An 18503-nucleotide genomic window follows, 5' to 3' on the forward strand; every position below is an offset into this window, starting at 1 on the left:
TTGACGAATTTTCTGCGCAAGGGGTCGCTGCTTGCCTTTATGCTGGCGGCAATCGTCACGCTCTGCGCGGCGTCCTCGGCCTTTGCCGTAGAACCGATCAAGATCGCCCGCGACGACGTTGCGCTCGATCTTTCGGGGGCCGTCTTGATCTACCGGAACCAGGGCGAGAATTTTCAGGTGTCGACCGCGCCAGGCCCGGACGGCATCGTGCGGCGCATCGAGGTCGAGGCAAATGATGCGCGCTCGAGCGGTGACTGGGCGGTGTTCGCGCTGGCCAATACCACCGACCAGCAGCTCGACAGGCTGATTGTCGCACCGCATTTCCGGCTGGTGAATTCCGGCCTGTTCTGGCCGGATCTCGGCTCGACCCGTATCGCCGCGATCACGCCCAGCGAAGGCTTTGCGCTCGACCGCCAGACCAGCCCCGACGCCGACGTGTTCCGGGTGACGTTGAACCCCGGAACGGTGATTACCTTCATCGCCGAGCTCGCCTCGCCCAAGCTGCCGCAGGTCTATCTGTGGGACCCTGAATCCTACAAGGACTCGGTCAATTCCTACACGCTGTTTCGTGGCATCGTCATCGGCATTGCCGGCCTGCTGGCGCTGTTCCTGACCATTCTTTTCGTCGTCAAGGGGACCTCGATGTTCCCGGCAACGGCGGCCCTAGCCTGGGCGGTGCTTGCCTATATCTGCGTCGATTTCGGCTTTCTCAACAAGATCATAGAGATCTCACCGGGCAATGAGCAGATGTGGCGCGCCGGAACGGAGGTGGCGCTCGCGGCGACCTTCGTGGTGTTCCTGTTTGCCTATCTCAACCTCAACCGGTGGCACGGCCATTTCAGCTACGGCGCGCTGGTCTGGATTCTCGGGCTGGTGCTGATCGCCGGTGTCGCCATCATCGATCCGGCGGTCGCCGCCGGCATTGCCAGGCTGTCCTTCGCCGCCACCGCGCTGACCGGGCTCGGCCTGATCATCTTCCTCGGTATCCGCGGTTACGACCGCGCCATCATGCTGGTGCCCAGTTGGGTGATGGTTCTGCTGTGGCTATGCGGATCGTGGATGGCAATCACCGGCATGCTGGACAACGATATCGCCCAGCCGGCGCTGGGCGGCGGGCTGATCCTCATCATCCTGCTGATCGGCTTCACGGTGATGCAGCACGCTTTTGCCGGCGGCGCCCTGCATCAGGGCCTGTTCTCCGATCTCGAGCGGCAGGCGCTGGCGGTTGCCGGATCGGGCGATACCGTGTGGGACTGGGACGTGCTGCGCGACCGCGTCGTCACTCGTCCCGACGTCAGCAGTCAGCTCGGCCTTGCCCCCAACAGTCTCGGCGGGCCCGCCCGCAACTGGCTGCCGGTGCTGCATGCCGACGACCGCGACACGTTTCGCACGACACTCGACGTGGTGCTCGAGCACCGGCGCGGCCGGGTGTCGCAAAACTTCCGCCTGCGCGGCGCCGACGGGCACTATCACTGGTTTTCGCTGCGCGCCCGGCCGGTGATCGGCTCGGACGGCGAGGTCATCCGCTGCGTCGGCACCATGGTCGACGTGACGGAGCAGAAGAAGTCCGAGGAACGGCTGCTGCATGACGCCGTGCACGACAATCTGACCGGCCTGCCCAACCGCGAGTTGTTCATGAACCGGCTGGAGGCGATCATTTCGATCGCCCGCACCGAAGAGAAGGTGCGCCCGACCGTCTTCGTCATCGACATAGACCGCTTCAAGCAGGTCAATGACGGGCTCGGCATCTCGGCCGGCGATACCATCCTTTTGACTATCGCGCGGCGGCTGCACCGACTGCTCAAGCCGAAGGATTCGCTGTCGCGCTTTGCCGGCGACCAGTTCGCGCTGATGCTTTTGTCGGAGCAGGATCCGGCCCGCATCGCGGCCATTGCCGATGCCATCAAGCACGCCATCAACAACCCGATCACCTTCGCCAAGCGCGAGATCGTGCTGACGGCCTCGATCGGGCTGATCACCTGGACCGCCACGCAGACCTCGGCCGAGGACATGGTCAAGGATGCCGAGCTTGCCATGCATCAGGCCAAGCGCTTCGGCGGCGACCGGATCGAGCCGTTCCGTCCCGCCTTCCGCACCGTCGGCACCGACCGGCTGCAGTTCGAGTCCGATCTGCGCCGCGCCATCGAACGACGCGAATTCACGCTTGCCTACCAGCCGATCGTGCGGCTGGAGGACGGCAGCGTCGCAGGCTTCGAAGCGCTGCTGCGCTGGGACCATCCGCGTCGCGGCATGATCCCGCCGGCTGATTTCATTCCGGTCGCCGAAAACTGTGGCCTGATCGTGCAGCTTGGGCTGTTCGCCATGCAACAGGCTGCCGAAGACCTGGCGGGATGGCAAAAGCAGATCGGCGATGCGCCGCTGTCGGTCTCGGTCAATCTGTCCAGCCGTCAGCTCATCCGCCGCGACCTGGTCAGCGACGTCCGCTCGGTGATCGCGCGAGCCAACCTGAAACCGCGCTGCTTCCGGCTCGAACTCACCGAATCGCTGGTGATGGACAATCCCGAGCAGACCGCCCATGTGCTGACCAAGCTGAAGCAGCTTGGCATCGGCCTGTCGCTGGATGATTTCGGCACCGGCTATTCATCGCTGGCCTATCTGACGCGCTTTCCATTCGACACCATCAAGATCGACAAGAGCTTCGTCGACGACGCGACGCCGAAACGTGCGGTGCTGCTCAAATCCATGGTCAATATGGCGCATGAACTCGGCCTGTCGGTTGTCGCCGAAGGCATTTCGGACGAGAGCGATGCGCTGGAGTTGCGGCAGATGGGCTGCGAGTACGTGCAGAGCTTCATGTTCGGCGCGCCGATGCCGGGCGACCAGGTGCTGAAGACGCTGAAGGAACAGTATCCGTTGACCCAAGCGTGACAAGTTTCAGGACGTAATGAGGTTCAGGCGTGACCGGCAGCCAGGCTGAGATGCGCGAGATCAATGCCGATCGAGGCGAGGATCCGGTCATATTTGCGATCGATGTCGGCGTCGAACAGAAGCTCGGCACTTGCCGGGCAAGTCAGCCAGCCATTCTCGACGATCTCGTTTTCAAGCTGGCCCGCACCCCAGCCGGCATAGCCAAGCGCCATCAGAGCCCGCCGGGGTCCGCGGCCGGAGGAGATGGCGCGCAATATGTCGACGGTCGCGGTCAGACAGACATCGTCGGACACGGCGAGCGAGGATTCCACCCGGTAGTCGCCCGAATGCAGAACGAAGCCGCGGCTACGATCCACCGGTCCGCCATTGCGCACGACGAAGTCGCGCGCCGGTGGCGGCAGGCGAATTGCCTCCAGCTCGTTCATGATGCCGAGTTGCACGAGCAGGTCCGGAAACAGCATCTGCTGCGTCTGGTTGATGATCAGCCCCATCGCGCCTTCGTCGCTGTGCGCGCAAATGTAGATGACAGAGCGCGTGAAGCGGTCATCCTTCATGCCGGGCATGGCAATCAGGAACTGATCGTCGAGAAAGCCGGGTCCTGCGGCCGTCCTTTTATGGCGCAACAAATCCATGGCCACAGCGTAACGCGTTTCCGGGGCGTCGAAAAGATGGGCGGCGCCCGATTTGATCAGGCTCGTAAATCGAAGGTCACGCAAATATGATGCCGGCGGCGTCATGAAATCATTGTGCGGCCATCAACAGACGATCAAATCATTGCCATGCAAAGCTTGAAAATCCTGCTGCTTGGCGTAGCCATTGGATCGGCGACCGGCCTCCCCGCCTCAGCCTCCTCATCGGCCTGGTACAACAGCGAAGGCGGCAGGGTGCGGCTGGTGACGAGCGGCAAGGCCGATGAGGCCGGGCGTCTCCAGGGCGTCCTCGACATTGCGCTGAAGCCCGGCTGGAAGACCTATTGGCGCGATCCGGGCGATGCGGGCGTGCCGCCACAGATCGACGTCTCGGCCAGCACCAACATTGCCGACGCGACGCTTTCGTTTCCGCCGCCGCAGCGCCACGACGACGGCTACGGCAAATGGGCCGGCTACGACCACCCCGTTTCGTTGCCGGTGACGTTCACGCTTGCCGCGCCCGGCCAGCCGGCCGTCATCGATGCGGACATTTTCCTCGGCATCTGCGAAACCATCTGCATCCCGGTGCAGACAAGGCTGACCGTCGATCCCGGCGCCGATCCGGACAACGCCGAGGACGCGGCACTGGTCAAGGCAGGCCTTGCCACCCTGCCCGCCACGGCAACGCCCGATTTCGGCATAAACGTACTGCCGGGCGACCACGAAACGCTGATTGTCGAAGCGAGCTTTCCGGGCAGCCCCGAGGGCGCCGACTTCTTCGTTGCCGGCGAACGCGACTACATGTTCGGTGCCCCGGCACGCAGCGAAAAGGATGGCAAGCTGATCTTTACTGTGCCGATCCTCGACAGGCCGTCGACAACGCCAACCGATGGCGGCCTGCACTACACACTGACAAGTGCCGCAGGCGCGGTCGAAGGCCTGTTGCCATTCCCGTGATGCCAACGTCTGGACGGTTGCCGGGCGCGCCTTAATTCGCTATCGCAAGGACACTCCCTTCCATTTCCAAGCGAGGACCATCATGACGATCTCCGTTGGCGACAAACTGCCCGATGCGACCTTCAAGACAATGACCGCCGACGGTGCAAAGCCGATAACGACGGGCGAGATATTCTCAGGAAAGAAGGTCGTGCTGTTTGGCGTTCCAGGCGCCTTCACGCCGACCTGCAGCAACAATCATCTGCCCGGCTACCTGGACAATTACGACGCCATCCTGGCGCGCGGCGTCGACACTATCGCCGTTGTCTCGGTCAACGATGTTCACGTTATGGGGGCCTGGGCCCGCTTCAGCGGCGGTGAAGGCAAAATCCTTTATCTTGCCGATGGCAATGGCGATTTCGCCAAATCCGTCGGCCTCGACGCCGACCTCTCCAGCGGCGGCATGGGGCTACGCTCGAAGCGTTTTTCGATGATCGTCGATGACGGCAAGGTCACCGCACTCAATGTCGAGACAAAGCCCGGCGTCGACGAATCCGGTGCGGCTCACATTCTCGGACAGCTTTCCGTCCTGGCGACAGCCTAGGCCAGGCACGGCAAAGGGCGCCTTCGAGCGCTCAACGTCCAAAGGACGCTGACTTTTGCATCGGCGCATGATCCTTCCGAAAGCCGACCCGGTTTTTCGGGACCATGCGTCGGCCCTTCGGGACTGCTTGCTTCTGGGGACCTCGATTATGTCTGACATCGTCTGGCGCAGCGTCGCGATCGGCATCGGCGCAACCGCGCTTATGGATGTCTGGGCGATTTTCCTGAACAAGGCGTTTGCTCAGCCGCGGCCGAACTGGGGGCTGGTCGGCCGCTGGGTCTGGCATCTCAGGGAAGGCAAGGTCTTCCATGACGACATTGGCGAGGCCTCGCCCTACCCGCATGAATCAGTACTTGGCTGGGCCTTTCATTATGCTGTCGGCATCGTCTACGGCGTCATACTGGTCGTGCTGGCCGGAACGGCCTGGCTCACCGCGCCGACCTTCCTGCCGGCTTTTATGCTCGGCATCGTCACCGTCGGCGCCGGGTGGTTTCTGCTGGCGCCCGGCATGGGCGCCGGCTGGGCCGCTTCGAAGCGGCCCAATCCGATGCAGGTCCGCGCCCTCAATCTTGTGTCGCATACGGTGTTTGCCATCGGACTGTTCGGCACCGCTCTTCTGATCCGCTGACACGCCAGTTCAACCGGATCAATAACTCTGGGTCGAGCGCCGAACCTTCTTGGCCGCCGATTGCCTGGAGTGGGTGCCTTCCTCCGGCGGCACGGACGCGAGCACGGGTTTCGCCGACTTCGTCTTGAATGGCGCCATGCCGAGCCGCGCCAATTCGTCGGCGCGCTCGTTCTCGGGATGGCCGGCGTGGCCCTTGACCCAATGCCAGGTGACCTGGTGGCGGTTGCGCGCAGCGTCGAGCTGCTGCCACAGCTCGGCATTCTTCACCGGCTGCCTGGCGGCCGTCTTCCAGCCGTTGCGCTTCCAGCCGTCGATCCAGCCGAAAATGCCGTCCTTGACGTAGTTGCTGTCGGTATAAAGATCGACGACGCAAGGCTCCTTGAGCGCATTGAGCGCCGAGATGGCCGCCAACAACTCCATGCGGTTGTTGGTGGTCAGAGCCTCGCCACCATGGAGCTCCTTGATTGCGCCGTTGAAGCGCAGGATTGCGCCCCAGCCGCCAGGCCCGGGATTGCCCGAACAGGCACCATCGGTGAAGATTTCAACGCGCTTGGTCATGTCAGTCCATATTCGGAAGGAGAGTTGATCGCCCGGTGGAAGCGCATCCGGCGGATATACTCGGTCGGGTGGCGTTTCATCACCAGGCCGCCGTCCGGGACCGTCAGCCAGTCGTAGAGCCGGGTCAGCATGAAGCGCAGCGCCGAACCGCGCGCCAGCATCGGCAGCGCAGCTTTCTCGTCACTGCTCAACGGCCGCACGCTTTGGTAGCCGGCAAGCAGCGCCGTGCCCTTGGTCAGATTGAAGGAAAAATCCTTCTCGAAGCACCAGGCGTTCAGGCACGTGGCAACGTCATAGGCATAGAGGTCGTTGCAGGCGAAATAGAAGTCGATCAGCCCGGACAGTTTCTCGCCGAGGAAAAACACATTGTCCGGGAAAAGATCAGCATGGATGATGCCTTGCGGCAGACCGTTCGGCCAGTTCCGCTCGAAATCGGCGAAATCGGCATCGACCTCGGCCGCCAGTCCCGGCTCGACCTCGTCGGCGCGGGCGCGGGCGGCATTCCACAGCTTGCGCCAGCCATCGATGGCAAGGGCGTTGGGGCGGGTCATCGGAAAATCCGCGCCGGCGAGATGCAGTGCCGCCAGCGCCTTGCCGACCTCGCCGCAATGTGCAGCCGTCGGCCGCCGCAGCGACAGGCCTTCGAGAAAGGTGATGATGACCGCCGGCCGGCCGGCAAGTGTTCCGATCACGCCGCCATCATGTGCGGTGACCGGGAGCGGACATGAAATGCCCTTTCTGGCGAGGTGGGCCATGAGGCCGAGAAAGAACGGCAGGTCAGCCTTGTCGACGCGCTTCTCGTAAAGCGTCAGGATGTAGGAGCCGCTGCTGGTGTGCAGCAGAAAATTCGAGTTTTCGGTGCCTTCGGCGATGCCCTTGTAGGACAAGAGGTCGCCGACCGGATAGTTCCTGAGGAATGCGCCGAGCTCGCCCTCGTTGACGTCGGTGTAAACCGCCATCGTTGCTACGCGGCCCCGTTGACGAAGGCCATGTCGGCAGCCGTCAGTTCGACATCGCGCAACACCCGCATCACCGGAAAGTCCTCCGTCTCCGTCGCCGTCACGGCCAGCTCGATGGTCACGTCGAAGCGCTGCCTGAACGCATCGACGATCTCGTCGACGATGATCTCCGGCGCCGAGGCGCCCGCCGACAGGCCGAGCGTCGAAATGCCGGCAATCTCATTCCACGGAATTTCGGAGGCGCGCTGCACGAGAAGCGACATCGAGGCGCCGGCGCGCTCGGCCACTTCGACCAGGCGCCGCGAGTTGGACGAGTTAGGTGCGCCGACAACCAGGAAGAGATCGGCGCCGGCCGCTGTTTCCTTGACCGCTTCCTGGCGATTGGTGGTGGCATAACAGATCGATTCCGCCGCCGGCGCGTGCAGCTCGGGAAAACGCTGCTGCAGGGCGCGGATGATACCGGCGGTATCCTCGACCGACAGCGTCGTCTGGGTGACGAAGCCGAGCGCTTGTGGGTCTGCGGGCACGAAGCTTGCGGCGTCGGCCTCGGTCTCGATCAGAGTTACCGCGCCGTCCGGCAACTGGCCCATTGTGCCGATCACCTCCGGATGCCCGGCATGGCCGATCAAGAGCACGTGGCGGCCAAGCCGCTGATGGCGCATCGCCTGCTTGTGGACTTTCGAGACCAGCGGGCAAGTCGCGTCGAGATAGAACAGGTTGCGGGACTGGGCGTCGGCCGGCACCGATTTCGGCACGCCATGCGCCGAAAAGACGACCGGGCTCTGGCGATGCTCGGGCGGGATCTCGGAGAGCTCCTCGATGAACACCGCGCCAAGGCTTTGCAGCCCTTCGACGACGTAGCGGTTGTGCACGATCTCGTGGCGGACATAGACCGGCGCGCCGTATTTCTTCAGCGCCAGCACGACGATCTGGATGGCACGGTCAACGCCCGCACAGAAACCGCGGGGCTGGCAGAGCCGGATGGTCAGCGGCGGCTTTGTGTGAAGCATGATTGCATCTTACGCTGATTGTGGGCCGGTTGATCGGACTATGACTTCTGAGCTCAAGGCGCGAAATGAGGTGCGCGGCCCTGCCCTGTCAAGGGTAGTGGCGGCGATCATTGGTCTTTCGCCGGGCGGCGGAGCCAGGAGATCAGGACGCCGGCAAGGGCGGCGGCAAGGCCGTACCAGGTTATCGCATATTGCAGATGGCTGTTCGGCAGGTCGATGACGGTGACACCGCCAACCGGCAGCCCGCCGGGGTTGGGCGTGGCGTTCGCATCGATGAAGATCGGCACCAGCGCCGCACCTGTCGGCAGGCCGGCGCTCGAGGCCATCGCGTCACGGTCCTTCCAGTAGAAGATGTTCTTCTGCGGGTCATTGTCGGGAAGCATCATCGAGGGCTTGGCCGGCAGCGGGTTGCGGGCGAGCCCCGTCACCGTCACTTTGCCCGTTACCTGCCCCTGCGGCCGCTTGGCTGGATCCTTGAAATCGTAGGCCACGAAGCCGCGGTTGATCAGCACGAAACGGCCATCGTCGAGCTGCAGCGGCGTGAAAACGTCGAAACCGGACTGGCCTTCCCAGGTGGCGAGGAAATGCCGCTCGTCTTGATGCAGGAAAGTGCCGGTCACTATCACCGGCGTGTAGTCCACGTCGCCGGCGGCAGCAAACCGCTTTTCGACCTCGGCCAATGGCACGGGCGCCGAATGCGTGCGCTGGTCGATCGTCTGGAGAAGGCCCTCTTTCCAGTGCAGGCGCTGAACCTGCCAGGTGCCGAGCGCCAGCAGGATCAAAAACACGACGATACCCAGGCCGAGCGCCAATGCGCGCTTGGGCCGCGACCGGCCGGCCACCGAACCTGATGCCTCGCTCATTCGCCGCGGTCCAGCCGGCCCTCGGCCGCCTTGTTGCGGTATTGCAGCGTCAGCAGCACGCCCTTGATCAGCCGGAGCGCCGCCAGGCAAAGCACCAGCGTCAGCGGAATCCACAGCAGCAGATGCAGCCAAAGCGGTGGATTGAGCGTCACCTCCATCCACAACGCCAGGCCGACGACGATGAAGCCGATGATCAGGATAACGAACACCGCCGGCCCGTCACCAGCATCGGCGAAAGAATAATCGAGGCCGCAATTGCTGCAGCGATTGCCGACCGTGAGGAACCCGGAGAACAGCTTGCCCTCGCCACAGCGGGGGCAGCGGCCATGCAAGCCGGCCGAGATCGGATCGATTGGTGGCCAGATCGCCTTGTCGTCGCTCATGGGATCATCCTAGGAGCATTTGCCGCAAAAGATAAGGCGGCCACGTCGCCGCAGCCGCCTTGTCGATTTCCTCAGTTCGATCTCAGTGCGGTTCGATCATCGCGCCGTTCGATGCCCAGACGTAGATCGAGGCAAACAGGAACAGCCACACCACGTCCACGAAGTGCCAGTACCAGGCGGCGGCCTCGAAGCCGAAATGCTGCTTGGGCGTGAAATCGCCCTTTATGGCGCGGATCAGGCAGACCAACAGGAAGATCGTGCCGATGATGACGTGGAAACCATGGAAGCCGGTCGCCATGAAGAAGGTGGCGCCGTAGATCGAATCCCTGAAGCCGAACGGCGCGTGCATGTACTCGTAGGCCTGCACCATCGTGAACAGCATGCCGAGGCCGACGGTCAGCACCAAGCCATTGATCAGGCCCTTGCGGTCGCCGTGGATGAGCGAGTGGTGCGCCCAGGTCACCGTGGTACCCGACAGAAGCAGGATGACGGTGTTGTAGAGCGGCAGATGGAAAGGGTCGAGAACTTCGAGGCCCTTGGGTGGCCAGACGCCGCCGGTGAAGGCAGTACGGGCGTATTGATGGACCTCGCCCGGAAACAGGCTGGCGTCGAAGAAGGCCCAGAACCAGGCGACGAAGAACATCACCTCGGAGGCGATGAACATGATCATGCCGTAGCGCAGATGCAGCGACACGACACGGGTGTGGTGTCCCTCATGCGCCTCCTTGATCGTATCCGACCACCAGGCGAACATCGTGTAGATGACGATCAGCAGGCCGATGAAGAACAGCCATGGATTGGCGACATTGAAACCGAAGATCGGGAAATCGCCGCCCTTGAGGTATTGCATGTAACAGACGCCGCCGAACGCGGTCACCAGCGCCCCGACGGAGCCCAGGAACGGCCACGGGCTCGGGTCGACGAGGTGGTAGTCATGTTGTGGTTTTGCGTGTGCGTCTGCCATATCAACCCCCGAGGCTTGCTTCGGTATCTGAAATCTTGTTGCGGCGGCCGTCGGCCGGCACCGATGATGCGACCGGCTTGGTCTTGTCGACCGGGAACATCGTGTAGGACAGGGTAATCGTCGTCAGATCCTTCAATTCCGGCGCGTTGACGATGTCGGGATCGACATAGAAGACGACCGGCATGTCCAGTGTCTCGCCCGGCTTCAGCGTCGTGTCGGTGAAGCAGAAACACTCGACCTTGTTGAAGTAAGGTCCGGCCAGTTCCGGCTGCACGTTGAAGGTGGCGCGTCCAGTGATGGGACGGCTGAATTTGTTGGTCGCGCTGAAATGCGCCTCGGCGGTTTCGCCGATCTTGATGGTGATCGAGCGAGCGACCGGCTGGAATTGCCAGGGAACGCCGGCGGTGTTGGCGTCGAAGCGGATGGTGATGTCGCGATCGAGCACCCGATCGGCATATTGCTGGGTCGCCCGTTTGACGGTGCCGCCGTAGCCTGTCGCCTGGCAGAACATCGCGTAGAGCGGCACCGCGGCGTAGGCCATGCCGATCATGCCGCCGAAGAACGCGATGCAGACGCCGGCGACGACGCGGTTCGTATTCTTCTTCTTAGGATCGGTGACTGTTTGCCTGGTCATGTTAAGCTCACATCGAGCCGGGGAAACTGTGACCAAATTTCACGATGGTCGCGACGTAGAATATGACGACCAGCGCCGCCAGCGCGAAACCGATTGCGGCCGAGCGATTGCGGCGGGCCTTCTGCTGACGTTCGGTCAACGTGACCAGTTCAAGCTTCTTTTCGGCCATGCTCATGCTCCACCAATGGTCAGCGCGCGCGCGACGACACAATCGCCAAGGTAGGCGGCGAAGATGGCGAAGAGATAGAGCAGCGAATAGCCGAACAAGGCCTTGGCCGGCTTCATCGCCCGGTCGTCATCGGCCATTTGCAGCACCCTCCACGCATACCAGACGAAGCCGGCGCCGAGCAGCAATGCAACGATGCCATAGACCGGCGTGGTGAACCCGAGAACCCAGGGCAGCACGCCAACCGGCGCGAGGACCAGCGCATAGGCAAAGATCTGGCGTCTGGTCGAGGCCTGGCCGGCGACATTCGGCATCATCGGAATGCCTGCCTTGGCGTAGTCCTCCGACTTGAACAGCGCGAGCGCCCAGAAATGTGGCGGCGTCCACAGGAAGATGACCAGGAACAGCACCAAGCTTTCGAGGCTGACCGATCCGGTTACCGCCGCCCAGCCTATGACCGGCGGAATGGCACCGGCAGCCCCGCCGATGACGATGTTCTGCGGCGTCCAGCGCTTCAGCCACATCGTATAGATGACGGCATAGAAAAAGATGGTGAAGGCCAGAAGCGATGCTGCCAACCAGTTGACCAGCACGCCGAGCGTCATCACCGACAGAACCGACAGCACCAGGCCGAAACTCAATGCCTCGCCTGGCCGGATACGGCCGGCCGGCACGGGACGGCCGGCGGTGCGCGTCATCACCGCATCGATGTCTGCGTCATACCACATGTTGAGCGCACCGGAGGCGCCGGCGCCGATGGCAATAGCTAGGATCGCGATCACCGCCAGCAGCGGATTGATGGTCACCGGAGCGGCGACCATGCCGACAAACGCAGTGAACACCACCAGCGACATGACGCGCGGCTTCAGCAGGGCGAAGAAATCGCCCGCTGTCGCTTCCGACATGCGGAAGCCCGGCTCGTCAATCAGTCTGTCTTCGGCAAGGGCCATGCGTACTTAAAGTCCATCATTCCGTTGGCCAAAACCGCCGGTCGGCCGGCGGTTCCGTATTAAAGGAGGCAACCGCCTACTTGATCTTCGGCAACTGTTCCCACTGGTGGAACGGCGGCGGCGAAGGCAGCTGCCATTCCAGCGTGGTCGCACCCTCGCCCCAAGGATTGGCGCCGGCGACCCGCTTCTTCTGGAACGCCTCGAAGACGCCGAACAGGAAGATGACGACGCCGATAGCCGAGATGTACGAGCCGTAGGACGACACCATATTCCAGCCGGCGAAGGCATCCGGATAGTCGATATAGCGACGCGGCATACCGGAAAGACCGAGGAAGTGCTGCGGGAAAAAGACCAGGTTGACGCCGACGAAAGTGACCCAGAAGTGGGTGTTGGCGATCACGGGCGAATACATGTAGCCGGTCATTTTCGGGAACCAGTAGTACCAGCCGGCGAAGATCGCGAAGACCGCGCCCAGCGACAGCACGTAGTGGAAGTGCGCGACCACGAAATAGGTATCGTGCAGCGGGCGGTCGAGGCCGGCATTGGCCAACTGCACACCGGTGACGCCGCCAACAGTGAACAGGAAGATGAAGCCGATCGCCCACAGCATCGGGGTCTTGAGCGAAATCGACCCGCCCCACATAGTGGCGATCCACGAGAAGATCTTCACACCCGTCGGCACCGCGATGACCATGGTGGCGAAGACGAAATAGCGCTGGGTGTCGAGCGATAGGCCCGTCGTGTACATGTGGTGGGCCCAGACGATGAAGCCCACCGCGCCGATGGCAACCATCGCATAGGCCATGCCGAGATAGCCAAACACCGGCTTCCTCGAAAAGGTCGAGATGATATGGCTGATGATACCGAAACCCGGCAGGATCAGAATGTAGACCTCCGGATGGCCGAAGAACCAGAACAGGTGCTGGAACAGGATCGGATCACCGCCACCGTCCGGGGCGAAGAAGGTGGTGCCGAAATTGCGGTCGGTCAAGAGCATGGTGATGCCGCCGGCCAACACCGGAAGCGACAGCAGCAGCAGGAAGGCGGTAATCAGCACAGACCAGGCGAAAAGCGGCATCTTGTGCATGGTCATGCCGGGCGCGCGCATGTTGAAGATGGTGGTGATGAAGTTGATAGCGCCAAGAATCGAGGAGGCGCCGGCGATGTGGATTGACAGGATCGCCAGGTCCATGGCCGGTCCGGGCTGGCCCGATGTCGACAGCGGCGGATAAAGCGTCCAGCCGCCGCCGACGCCGTAGGCGCCGGGCGCACTCGGGACGAAGGCCGAGAAAATCAGCAGGATGAAAGCCGGCGGCAGCAGCCAGAACGAGACGTTGTTCATGCGCGGGAAGGCCATATCCGGCGCGCCGATCATGATCGGCACCATCCAGTTGGCAAAGCCGCCGATCAGCGCCGGCATCACCATGAAGAAGATCATGATCAGCGCATGCGCGGTGGTGAAAGCATTGTACATGCTCTTGCCCCCGTCGATGGCGGCGTCGCCATTCATGCCGTAGACCATCTGCGCCAGGCCAGTGAATATCTGGATGCCCGGCTCCTGCAATTCCATGCGCATGACGACCGACAAGGCGCCACCGATGCAGCCCGCCATGATCGCGAAGATCAGATAAAGCGTGCCGATGTCCTTGTGGTTGGTCGAATACACCCACCGGACCCAGCCATGATACGGCTTGTGGTCGTGGTCGTCGTGAGCTGCAGCGTGCGCCATGGTCGGCTCCGTTCCCTGAATCTTTTCTGGTCGCGGCATCAATTGCCGGCGGCCGCTACCTTGTTCGTGCCATCGACCTCGGCCATCAGCGCCTTGTTGGCGCCGGGAAGGTCGGTTTTGGCTGCCGCCAGCCAGGTCTTGTATTGTGCATCGGAGACGACGCGAATGGCGATCGGCATGAAGGCGTGGTCCTTGCCGCAGAGTTCCGAGCACTGGCCGTAATAGAGGCCTTCCTTGTCGGCCTTGAACCAGACCTCGTTGATGCGGCCCGGCACCGCGTCGGTCTTGATGCCGAAGGACGGCATGGCAAAGGCGTGAATGACGTCGGTCGCCGTCACCAGCACGCGGGTCATGGTGCTGACCGGCACCACCATCTCATTGTCGACGGCGAGCAGGCGCGGATACTCGGCGCGATCTTCCTTGCCGGCAGCAGCCCTGTCGGCATCCTGAAGGATCGCGGAATTAAAGGAAAGCGTGTTGTCGACCTGGTATTCGTAGTCCCAGTTCCACTGATTGCCGGTCGCCTTGACGGTCAGCTTGGCTTCTTCCGGCGGCGTGTATTGCGCGGTCAGCAGTTGGAACGAGGGAATGGCGAGACAGAGCAGGATAACCACGGGACCGACAGTCCAGATGACCTCGATCAGCGTGTTGTGGCTGGTGCGCGACGGCGTCGGGTTGACGCTCGCCCGGAACCGCAAAATGCAGTAGGCAATCAGGAAAAGCACCAAGGCGATGATCACAATGATGAACGCGAACGAGTAGTTCCCGAACCACTCGATCTGCCGCATAATGTCGGTCGCCGGAGGCTGAAAACTGGTTTCCCAAGGTTGGGGCTGGGCTGCATGAGCGGATGCAGCGGCAAACAATGTGGCGGCGGCACTAGCTACGATTTTGGCGGTTGCCAGGAATTTTCTCATCGCCCTCGTCATCTCCCAGTTCCTCGCGATCGGACCGCAAGAATGTCGAACAATGGCCGGGACGGGAATCCCGGACAATTCAAGGCTGGTTCAAACCATACTCTATTTGCCTCCGCAAGAAAGGAGCGCCGGAACCCGTGCGGCATTTTTGCGCGCAAGTGCGGCGCTGGCTTCGTGCGGTGACGGCTCGCCGCGAATCACCAGAGCGGCATCCGGGTAGAATGAGCCGCGCGGCGTGCGGAGCTGTCGCAATTAGGGCGAAATTGGCACTGAAAAGCGCATTGTCGCCTGTGTCGGGGCAGATCGCCGGGGTCTCGTCCTTTACTTGGGTTTAGTGCGGCTTAAAGTGCCGTGATTCGCAATGGAGCCGTCATGAACCCTTGGCTTTCGAGAACCTTGGCGAAGGTCATCTTTGTTGCCGCCGCAATAGGCTTGTCCGGCGCCGGCCTGGCCAATGCCGCGCAGCCAAGCGGCACGGTGAAGTCAACGCATGGGGCGTGGTCGATTATCTGCGATACGCCCGCCGGTGCTACATCCGAACAATGCGTGATGATGCAGAACGTCGTCGCCGAGGACCGTCCGGAAATGGGTCTTTCCGTCGTCGTGCTGCGCACAGCCGACAACAAGGCCGAAATCCTGCGTGTGCTGGCGCCGCTCGGCGTGCTGTTGCCGAACGGCCTCGGCCTCAATGTCGACGGCAAGGATATCGGCCGCGCCTATTTCGTGCGCTGTTTCCAGGACGGCTGCTATGCCGAGGTCATCCTGGAAAAGCCGCTGCTCGACACGCTGAAGACCGGTACGTCCGCCACCTTCATCGTTTTCCAGACGCCGGAAGAGGGCATCGGCATTCCCGTCGACCTCAAGGGTTTCGCCGACGGCTTTGCCGCCCTGCCTTGAGACTGGGTCTTGTAACACGATCCAGTGATGTTGACCGGCCGAGGTCACGGCAAATCTCATTTCAGATTGTCTGTGCGGGCCTTCGCGCCTACATCGTGGGAAACAATCCTCCTGCGAATGGACCTGCCATGAACAGCCTGATCGGCCAATTTGACATTTCCGACGATCGCATCAAGCAAATCGTTGCCGAAACTATTAACGGCGCCGACGACGGCGAACTGTTTCTCGAATATAGCGAAAGCGAATCGCTGATGTTCGACAATGGCAAGCTGAAGACCGCGAATTTCAACACCGACCAGGGTTTCGGCCTGCGCGCCGTCGCCGGCGAAGCCAGCGGCTACGCCCATTCCAGCGATCTCTCCGAAGCCTCGCTGCTGCGCGCCGCCGATGCCGTTTCGACGGTGAAGAGCGGCTATTCCGGCACGCTTGCCGCAGCGCCTGCCCGCACCAACCGCCACCTCTACGGCGACGGAAACCCTATCCCCTCGCCTTCCTTCGAGGCCAAGGCCAAGCTGCTTCAGGAAATCGATGCATGGCTGCGGGCCGAGGATCCGCGCGTCAGGCAGGTGACGGCGTCGCTCGCCGCCTCCTGGCAGCATGTCGAGATCATGCGCGCCGACGGCCAGATGGTGCGCGACATCCGTCCGCTGGTCAGGATCAACGTGTCGGTGGTGGTCGGCGACGGCGACCGCCAGGAGAGCGGCTCCTACGGCATGGGAGGCCGCAAGGATTTTGGTGAATTCCTGATCGAGGACAGCTGGCGGCACGCGGCCAAGGAGGCATTGCGGCAAGCGCTGGTCAATCTCGAAGCGGTTCCAGCACCTGCCGGCACTTTCGACATCGTGCTGTCGAGCGGCTGGCCGGGCGTCATGTTGCACGAGGCCGTCGGCCACGGGCTGGAAGGCGATTTCAACCGCAAGAAGACGTCGGCCTTTGCCGGCCTGCTTGGCCAGCAGGTGGCAGCGAAAGGCGTCACCGTCGTTGATGACGGCACCCTGCCCGAGCGGCGTGGCTCGCTTACCGTCGACGATGAGGGCACGCCATCGGCCCATAACGTGCTGATCGACGATGGCAAGCTGGTCGGCTACATGCAGGACCGCCAGAACGCCCGGCTGATGGGCATGAAAGCCACCGGCAACGGGCGACGCCAAGGTTACGCGCACGAGCCTATGCCGCGCATGACCAACACCTACATGACAGCGGGCGACATGGAGCCGGACGAGATCATCGCCTCGGTCAAGAACGGCATCTATGCCGTGTCGTTCGGCGGCGGCCAGGTCGACATCACTTCGGGCAAGTTCGTGTTCGGCTGCACCGAAGCCTACATGATCGAGAACGGCAAGGTGACGCAACCGATCAAGGGCGCCATGCTGATCGGCAACGGGCCGGATGCCATGCATCGTGTGGCGATGATCGGCAACGACATGAAGCTCGACACCGGCATCGGCATGTGCGGCAAGGCCGGACAGGGCGTGCCGGTCGGCGTCGGCCAGCCGCATCTCAGGATGAACCAGATGACAGTCGGCGGCACCAGGGTTTGATGGAGTTGACGCCGAATTATCGCCGCTCCGGAACAACCAATCCCCGCCGCCCACTGCATTGAAGTAGGAGTAGCTTGCGCCTTGAATTTGCGGAGAGCTTCGACTATCTTACATTCGTCTTACACCTAAGGACGTGCGCAGATGGCTGCCGCAAAGAAGCTCGTAACTACGGTCTCGACCAAGGGACAGGTCATCCTGCCCAGCGCGATCCGGAAACGGAGGGAATGGCATGCCGGCACACGCCTTCTGGTCGAGGATACCCCGGAGGGCGTGCTACTGAAGCCTGCGCCAGTCTTCGCCGAGACACGGCCAGAGGACGTGTTTGGATCGCTGCGCTATAGTGGCAGGCCGAAGACGTTGGAGGAAATGGACGCGGGCGTGCTCGCCGAAGCGCGGCGGCGCCATGCTCGCAATTGATACCAACCTGATCGTCCGCTACCTGACGGGCGATCACCCGTCGCAGTCTTCCCGCGCCCGGGCGCTGATCGATAGCCAGCCGGTCTTTGTCGCCGTCACGGTGATGCTGGAAGTCGAATGGGTGTTGCGCAGCGCCTACGGTTTTGCGCCGCTTGAAATCGCCCGTACGCTACGGGTGTTTAGCGGGCTTCCCACGGTAGAGGTGGAAGACGGGGCGGTCGTGTCGTCCGCGCTCGACCTCTCGGAACAGGGGTTGGATTTCGCTGATGCGCTGCATCTGGGCAAGTCCGCTCACTGCGCTGGCTTCGCGACTTTTGACCGCAAGTTCGTCAGGGCCGCGAAGGCGGCCGGATACGAACGCGTGCAAGAAGCATAGCAGCTCACAGCGGCCCAGCGCGGCACAAAAGCGCGCCACAGGGTCAGCCTGGTTTCAGGCATAGATGCCGGAGCGGACTGCCTCCAGATAGGCAAGCACCTTGTCCGTCTTGCCTTCGCGAACCAGATCGTAGGCGGTCTTTCCGGCCCAACCGGGGATCGGCTGATGCTTGAACCAGATCGCCGCACGATGTTCATCACCGGCCATCTCGCCGGCCATCGCCAGGATACGGACGATGGGACTCAATGCGGCGTCGACCTTGCGCGCACCGGACTCGGCGGCAAGCGTGTTGCGCGCGAGACCGGTCAGCCCCGCCAGTTCTGTCGTATTGACCCCCTAGCAGTTCAGCGACCCGCCTTGGCGAGAGAAACGGCGCCCGCTCCTCGCCGAAGCACGATGGCGAAATTTCGAAGGCTGCGGTGCTCGTGGCAATTCCCTAGCACGGTCTGAACG

Annotated in this window: 20 protein-coding genes and 1 pseudogene; 8 read left to right on the top strand and 13 right to left on the bottom strand. The window is 62.5% G+C overall.

Features of this window, described 5'->3' with window-relative positions; genetic code table 11:
- On the top strand, positions 1-2889 hold the full coding sequence (locus tag NKI39_RS03630) for an EAL domain-containing protein (RefSeq protein ID WP_352612424.1): 2889 nt from the start codon (positions 1-3) through the stop codon (positions 2887-2889).
- A 23-nt stretch (positions 2890-2912) separates the two neighbouring features.
- On the opposite strand, the gene NKI39_RS03635 is transcribed toward NKI39_RS03630, so the two are convergent.
- The gene (locus NKI39_RS03635; RefSeq protein ID WP_031211061.1) at positions 2913-3521 is read right to left on the bottom strand and encodes a YqgE/AlgH family protein; all 609 of its coding nucleotides are present in this window, start codon (positions 3519-3521) and stop codon (positions 2913-2915) included.
- A 147-nt stretch (positions 3522-3668) separates the two neighbouring features.
- Between NKI39_RS03635 and NKI39_RS03640 the strand changes: the two genes are divergently transcribed.
- From NKI39_RS03640 to NKI39_RS03650, 3 genes are all read left to right on the top strand, one after another.
- Positions 3669-4475 carry a protein-disulfide reductase DsbD domain-containing protein gene (locus NKI39_RS03640; RefSeq protein ID WP_352456894.1) on the top strand — a complete coding sequence of 269 codons (807 nt, stop codon included), beginning with the start codon at positions 3669-3671 and terminating at the stop codon, positions 4473-4475.
- Positions 4476-4557: 82 nt separating this feature from the next.
- Complete coding sequence (locus tag NKI39_RS03645; protein ID WP_352612420.1) at positions 4558-5058, top strand: peroxiredoxin; 501 nt, start codon at positions 4558-4560, stop codon at positions 5056-5058.
- A gap of 148 nt (positions 5059-5206) precedes the next feature.
- Complete coding sequence (locus NKI39_RS03650; protein ID WP_352470650.1) at positions 5207-5686, top strand: DUF2938 domain-containing protein; 480 nt, start codon at positions 5207-5209, stop codon at positions 5684-5686.
- 18 nt (positions 5687-5704) lie between these two features.
- On the opposite strand, the gene rnhA is transcribed toward NKI39_RS03650, so the two are convergent.
- The 11 genes from rnhA to coxB all read right to left on the bottom strand — a co-directional run bounded on the left by rnhA (position 5705) and on the right by coxB (position 14819).
- Positions 5705-6244, bottom strand: coding sequence for a ribonuclease HI (rnhA, locus tag NKI39_RS03655; RefSeq protein WP_352470651.1), 540 nt, complete (start codon positions 6242-6244; stop codon positions 5705-5707).
- On the bottom strand, positions 6241-7203 hold the full coding sequence (locus tag NKI39_RS03660; RefSeq protein WP_352830705.1) for a homoserine kinase: 963 nt from the start codon (positions 7201-7203) through the stop codon (positions 6241-6243). Before NKI39_RS03660 ends, rnhA begins: the two co-directional genes overlap by 4 nt.
- Before the next feature lie 5 nt (positions 7204-7208).
- Positions 7209-8213: a 4-hydroxy-3-methylbut-2-enyl diphosphate reductase gene (ispH, locus tag NKI39_RS03665; protein ID WP_254818458.1), complete on the bottom strand. Its 1005-nt coding sequence runs from the start codon at positions 8211-8213 to the stop codon at positions 7209-7211.
- 107 nt (positions 8214-8320) lie between these two features.
- Positions 8321-9076 carry an SURF1 family protein gene (locus tag NKI39_RS03670; RefSeq protein WP_352830706.1) on the bottom strand — a complete coding sequence of 252 codons (756 nt, stop codon included), beginning with the start codon at positions 9074-9076 and terminating at the stop codon, positions 8321-8323.
- A complete protein-coding gene (locus tag NKI39_RS03675; RefSeq protein WP_352449882.1) occupies positions 9073-9459 on the bottom strand; it encodes a DUF983 domain-containing protein in 387 nt (128 codons plus the stop codon). The genes NKI39_RS03670 and NKI39_RS03675 overlap by 4 nt, the downstream gene beginning before the upstream one ends.
- 82 nt (positions 9460-9541) lie before the next feature.
- Positions 9542-10423, bottom strand: coding sequence for a cytochrome c oxidase subunit 3 (locus NKI39_RS03680; protein ID WP_352449883.1), 882 nt, complete (start codon positions 10421-10423; stop codon positions 9542-9544).
- A 1-nt stretch (position 10424) separates the two neighbouring features.
- Complete coding sequence (locus tag NKI39_RS03685; RefSeq protein WP_352593359.1) at positions 10425-11057, bottom strand: cytochrome c oxidase assembly protein; 633 nt, start codon at positions 11055-11057, stop codon at positions 10425-10427.
- 7 nt (positions 11058-11064) lie between these two features.
- A complete protein-coding gene (locus NKI39_RS03690; RefSeq protein ID WP_023674135.1) occupies positions 11065-11232 on the bottom strand; it encodes a cytochrome c oxidase system small membrane protein in 168 nt (55 codons plus the stop codon).
- Entirely contained in the window at positions 11229-12173 is a 945-nt protein-coding gene (locus tag NKI39_RS03695) for a heme o synthase (RefSeq protein ID WP_352470654.1), read from the bottom strand. Before NKI39_RS03695 ends, NKI39_RS03690 begins: the two co-directional genes overlap by 4 nt.
- Before the next feature lie 76 nt (positions 12174-12249).
- Positions 12250-13902 carry a cytochrome c oxidase subunit I gene (gene ctaD / locus NKI39_RS03700; RefSeq protein ID WP_352470655.1) on the bottom strand — a complete coding sequence of 551 codons (1653 nt, stop codon included), beginning with the start codon at positions 13900-13902 and terminating at the stop codon, positions 12250-12252.
- A gap of 38 nt (positions 13903-13940) precedes the next feature.
- Positions 13941-14819 carry a cytochrome c oxidase subunit II gene (coxB, locus tag NKI39_RS03705; RefSeq protein WP_352830708.1) on the bottom strand — a complete coding sequence of 293 codons (879 nt, stop codon included), beginning with the start codon at positions 14817-14819 and terminating at the stop codon, positions 13941-13943.
- Positions 14820-15191: 372 nt separating this feature from the next.
- Between coxB and NKI39_RS03710 the strand changes: the two genes are divergently transcribed.
- The 4 genes from NKI39_RS03710 to NKI39_RS03725 all read left to right on the top strand — a co-directional run bounded on the left by NKI39_RS03710 (position 15192) and on the right by NKI39_RS03725 (position 18050).
- Positions 15192-15716 carry an invasion associated locus B family protein gene (locus NKI39_RS03710; protein ID WP_352449887.1) on the top strand — a complete coding sequence of 175 codons (525 nt, stop codon included), beginning with the start codon at positions 15192-15194 and terminating at the stop codon, positions 15714-15716.
- Positions 15717-15844: 128 nt separating this feature from the next.
- Positions 15845-17257: a metalloprotease TldD gene (gene tldD / locus NKI39_RS03715; RefSeq protein ID WP_352501957.1), complete on the top strand. Its 1413-nt coding sequence runs from the start codon at positions 15845-15847 to the stop codon at positions 17255-17257.
- Between the two features lie 141 nt (positions 17258-17398).
- On the top strand, positions 17399-17674 hold the full coding sequence (locus tag NKI39_RS03720; RefSeq protein WP_352449889.1) for an AbrB/MazE/SpoVT family DNA-binding domain-containing protein: 276 nt from the start codon (positions 17399-17401) through the stop codon (positions 17672-17674).
- Positions 17661-18050 (top strand): type II toxin-antitoxin system VapC family toxin, encoded by a 390-nt coding sequence (locus NKI39_RS03725; RefSeq protein ID WP_023674128.1) that lies wholly within the window; start codon positions 17661-17663, stop codon positions 18048-18050. Before NKI39_RS03720 ends, NKI39_RS03725 begins: the two co-directional genes overlap by 14 nt.
- A 54-nt stretch (positions 18051-18104) precedes the next feature.
- Here the strand turns inward: NKI39_RS03725 and NKI39_RS03730 are convergent.
- Positions 18105-18456, bottom strand: a pseudogene (locus NKI39_RS03730) (antitoxin Xre/MbcA/ParS toxin-binding domain-containing protein).
- Positions 18457-18503: the final 47 nt, after the last annotated feature.

This window comes from Mesorhizobium sp. M0664 (assembly GCF_040320565.1).
In the GTDB taxonomy this organism is placed as follows: Bacteria; Pseudomonadota; Alphaproteobacteria; order Rhizobiales; family Rhizobiaceae; genus Mesorhizobium.

What these genes read in the sequence shown, in the direction of transcription:
- rnhA (WP_352470651.1), bottom strand. Translation starts at nt 6,244, where the DNA reads ATGACCAAGCGCGTTGAAATCTTCACCGATGGTGCCTGTTCGGGCAAT.
- NKI39_RS03660 (WP_352830705.1), bottom strand. Translation starts at nt 7,203, where the DNA reads ATGGCGGTTTACACCGACGTCAACGAGGGCGAGCTCGGCGCATTCCTC.
- ctaD (WP_352470655.1), bottom strand. Translation starts at nt 13,902, where the DNA reads ATGGCGCACGCTGCAGCTCACGACGACCACGACCACAAGCCGTATCAT.
- tldD (WP_352501957.1), top strand. Translation starts at nt 15,845, where the DNA reads ATGAACAGCCTGATCGGCCAATTTGACATTTCCGACGATCGCATCAAG.
- NKI39_RS03685 (WP_352593359.1), bottom strand. Translation starts at nt 11,057, where the DNA reads ATGACCAGGCAAACAGTCACCGATCCTAAGAAGAAGAATACGAACCGC.
- NKI39_RS03695 (WP_352470654.1), bottom strand. Translation starts at nt 12,173, where the DNA reads ATGGCCCTTGCCGAAGACAGACTGATTGACGAGCCGGGCTTCCGCATG.
- NKI39_RS03670 (WP_352830706.1), bottom strand. Translation starts at nt 9,076, where the DNA reads ATGAGCGAGGCATCAGGTTCGGTGGCCGGCCGGTCGCGGCCCAAGCGC.
- NKI39_RS03690 (WP_023674135.1), bottom strand. Translation starts at nt 11,232, where the DNA reads ATGAGCATGGCCGAAAAGAAGCTTGAACTGGTCACGTTGACCGAACGT.
- NKI39_RS03635 (WP_031211061.1), bottom strand. Translation starts at nt 3,521, where the DNA reads ATGGATTTGTTGCGCCATAAAAGGACGGCCGCAGGACCCGGCTTTCTC.
- NKI39_RS03725 (WP_023674128.1), top strand. Translation starts at nt 17,661, where the DNA reads ATGCTCGCAATTGATACCAACCTGATCGTCCGCTACCTGACGGGCGAT.
- ispH (WP_254818458.1), bottom strand. Translation starts at nt 8,213, where the DNA reads ATGCTTCACACAAAGCCGCCGCTGACCATCCGGCTCTGCCAGCCCCGC.
- NKI39_RS03680 (WP_352449883.1), bottom strand. Translation starts at nt 10,423, where the DNA reads ATGGCAGACGCACACGCAAAACCACAACATGACTACCACCTCGTCGAC.
- coxB (WP_352830708.1), bottom strand. Translation starts at nt 14,819, where the DNA reads ATGAGAAAATTCCTGGCAACCGCCAAAATCGTAGCTAGTGCCGCCGCC.
- NKI39_RS03720 (WP_352449889.1), top strand. Translation starts at nt 17,399, where the DNA reads ATGGCTGCCGCAAAGAAGCTCGTAACTACGGTCTCGACCAAGGGACAG.
- NKI39_RS03675 (WP_352449882.1), bottom strand. Translation starts at nt 9,459, where the DNA reads ATGAGCGACGACAAGGCGATCTGGCCACCAATCGATCCGATCTCGGCC.
- NKI39_RS03640 (WP_352456894.1), top strand. Translation starts at nt 3,669, where the DNA reads ATGCAAAGCTTGAAAATCCTGCTGCTTGGCGTAGCCATTGGATCGGCG.
- NKI39_RS03710 (WP_352449887.1), top strand. Translation starts at nt 15,192, where the DNA reads ATGAACCCTTGGCTTTCGAGAACCTTGGCGAAGGTCATCTTTGTTGCC.
- NKI39_RS03645 (WP_352612420.1), top strand. Translation starts at nt 4,558, where the DNA reads ATGACGATCTCCGTTGGCGACAAACTGCCCGATGCGACCTTCAAGACA.
- NKI39_RS03650 (WP_352470650.1), top strand. Translation starts at nt 5,207, where the DNA reads ATGTCTGACATCGTCTGGCGCAGCGTCGCGATCGGCATCGGCGCAACC.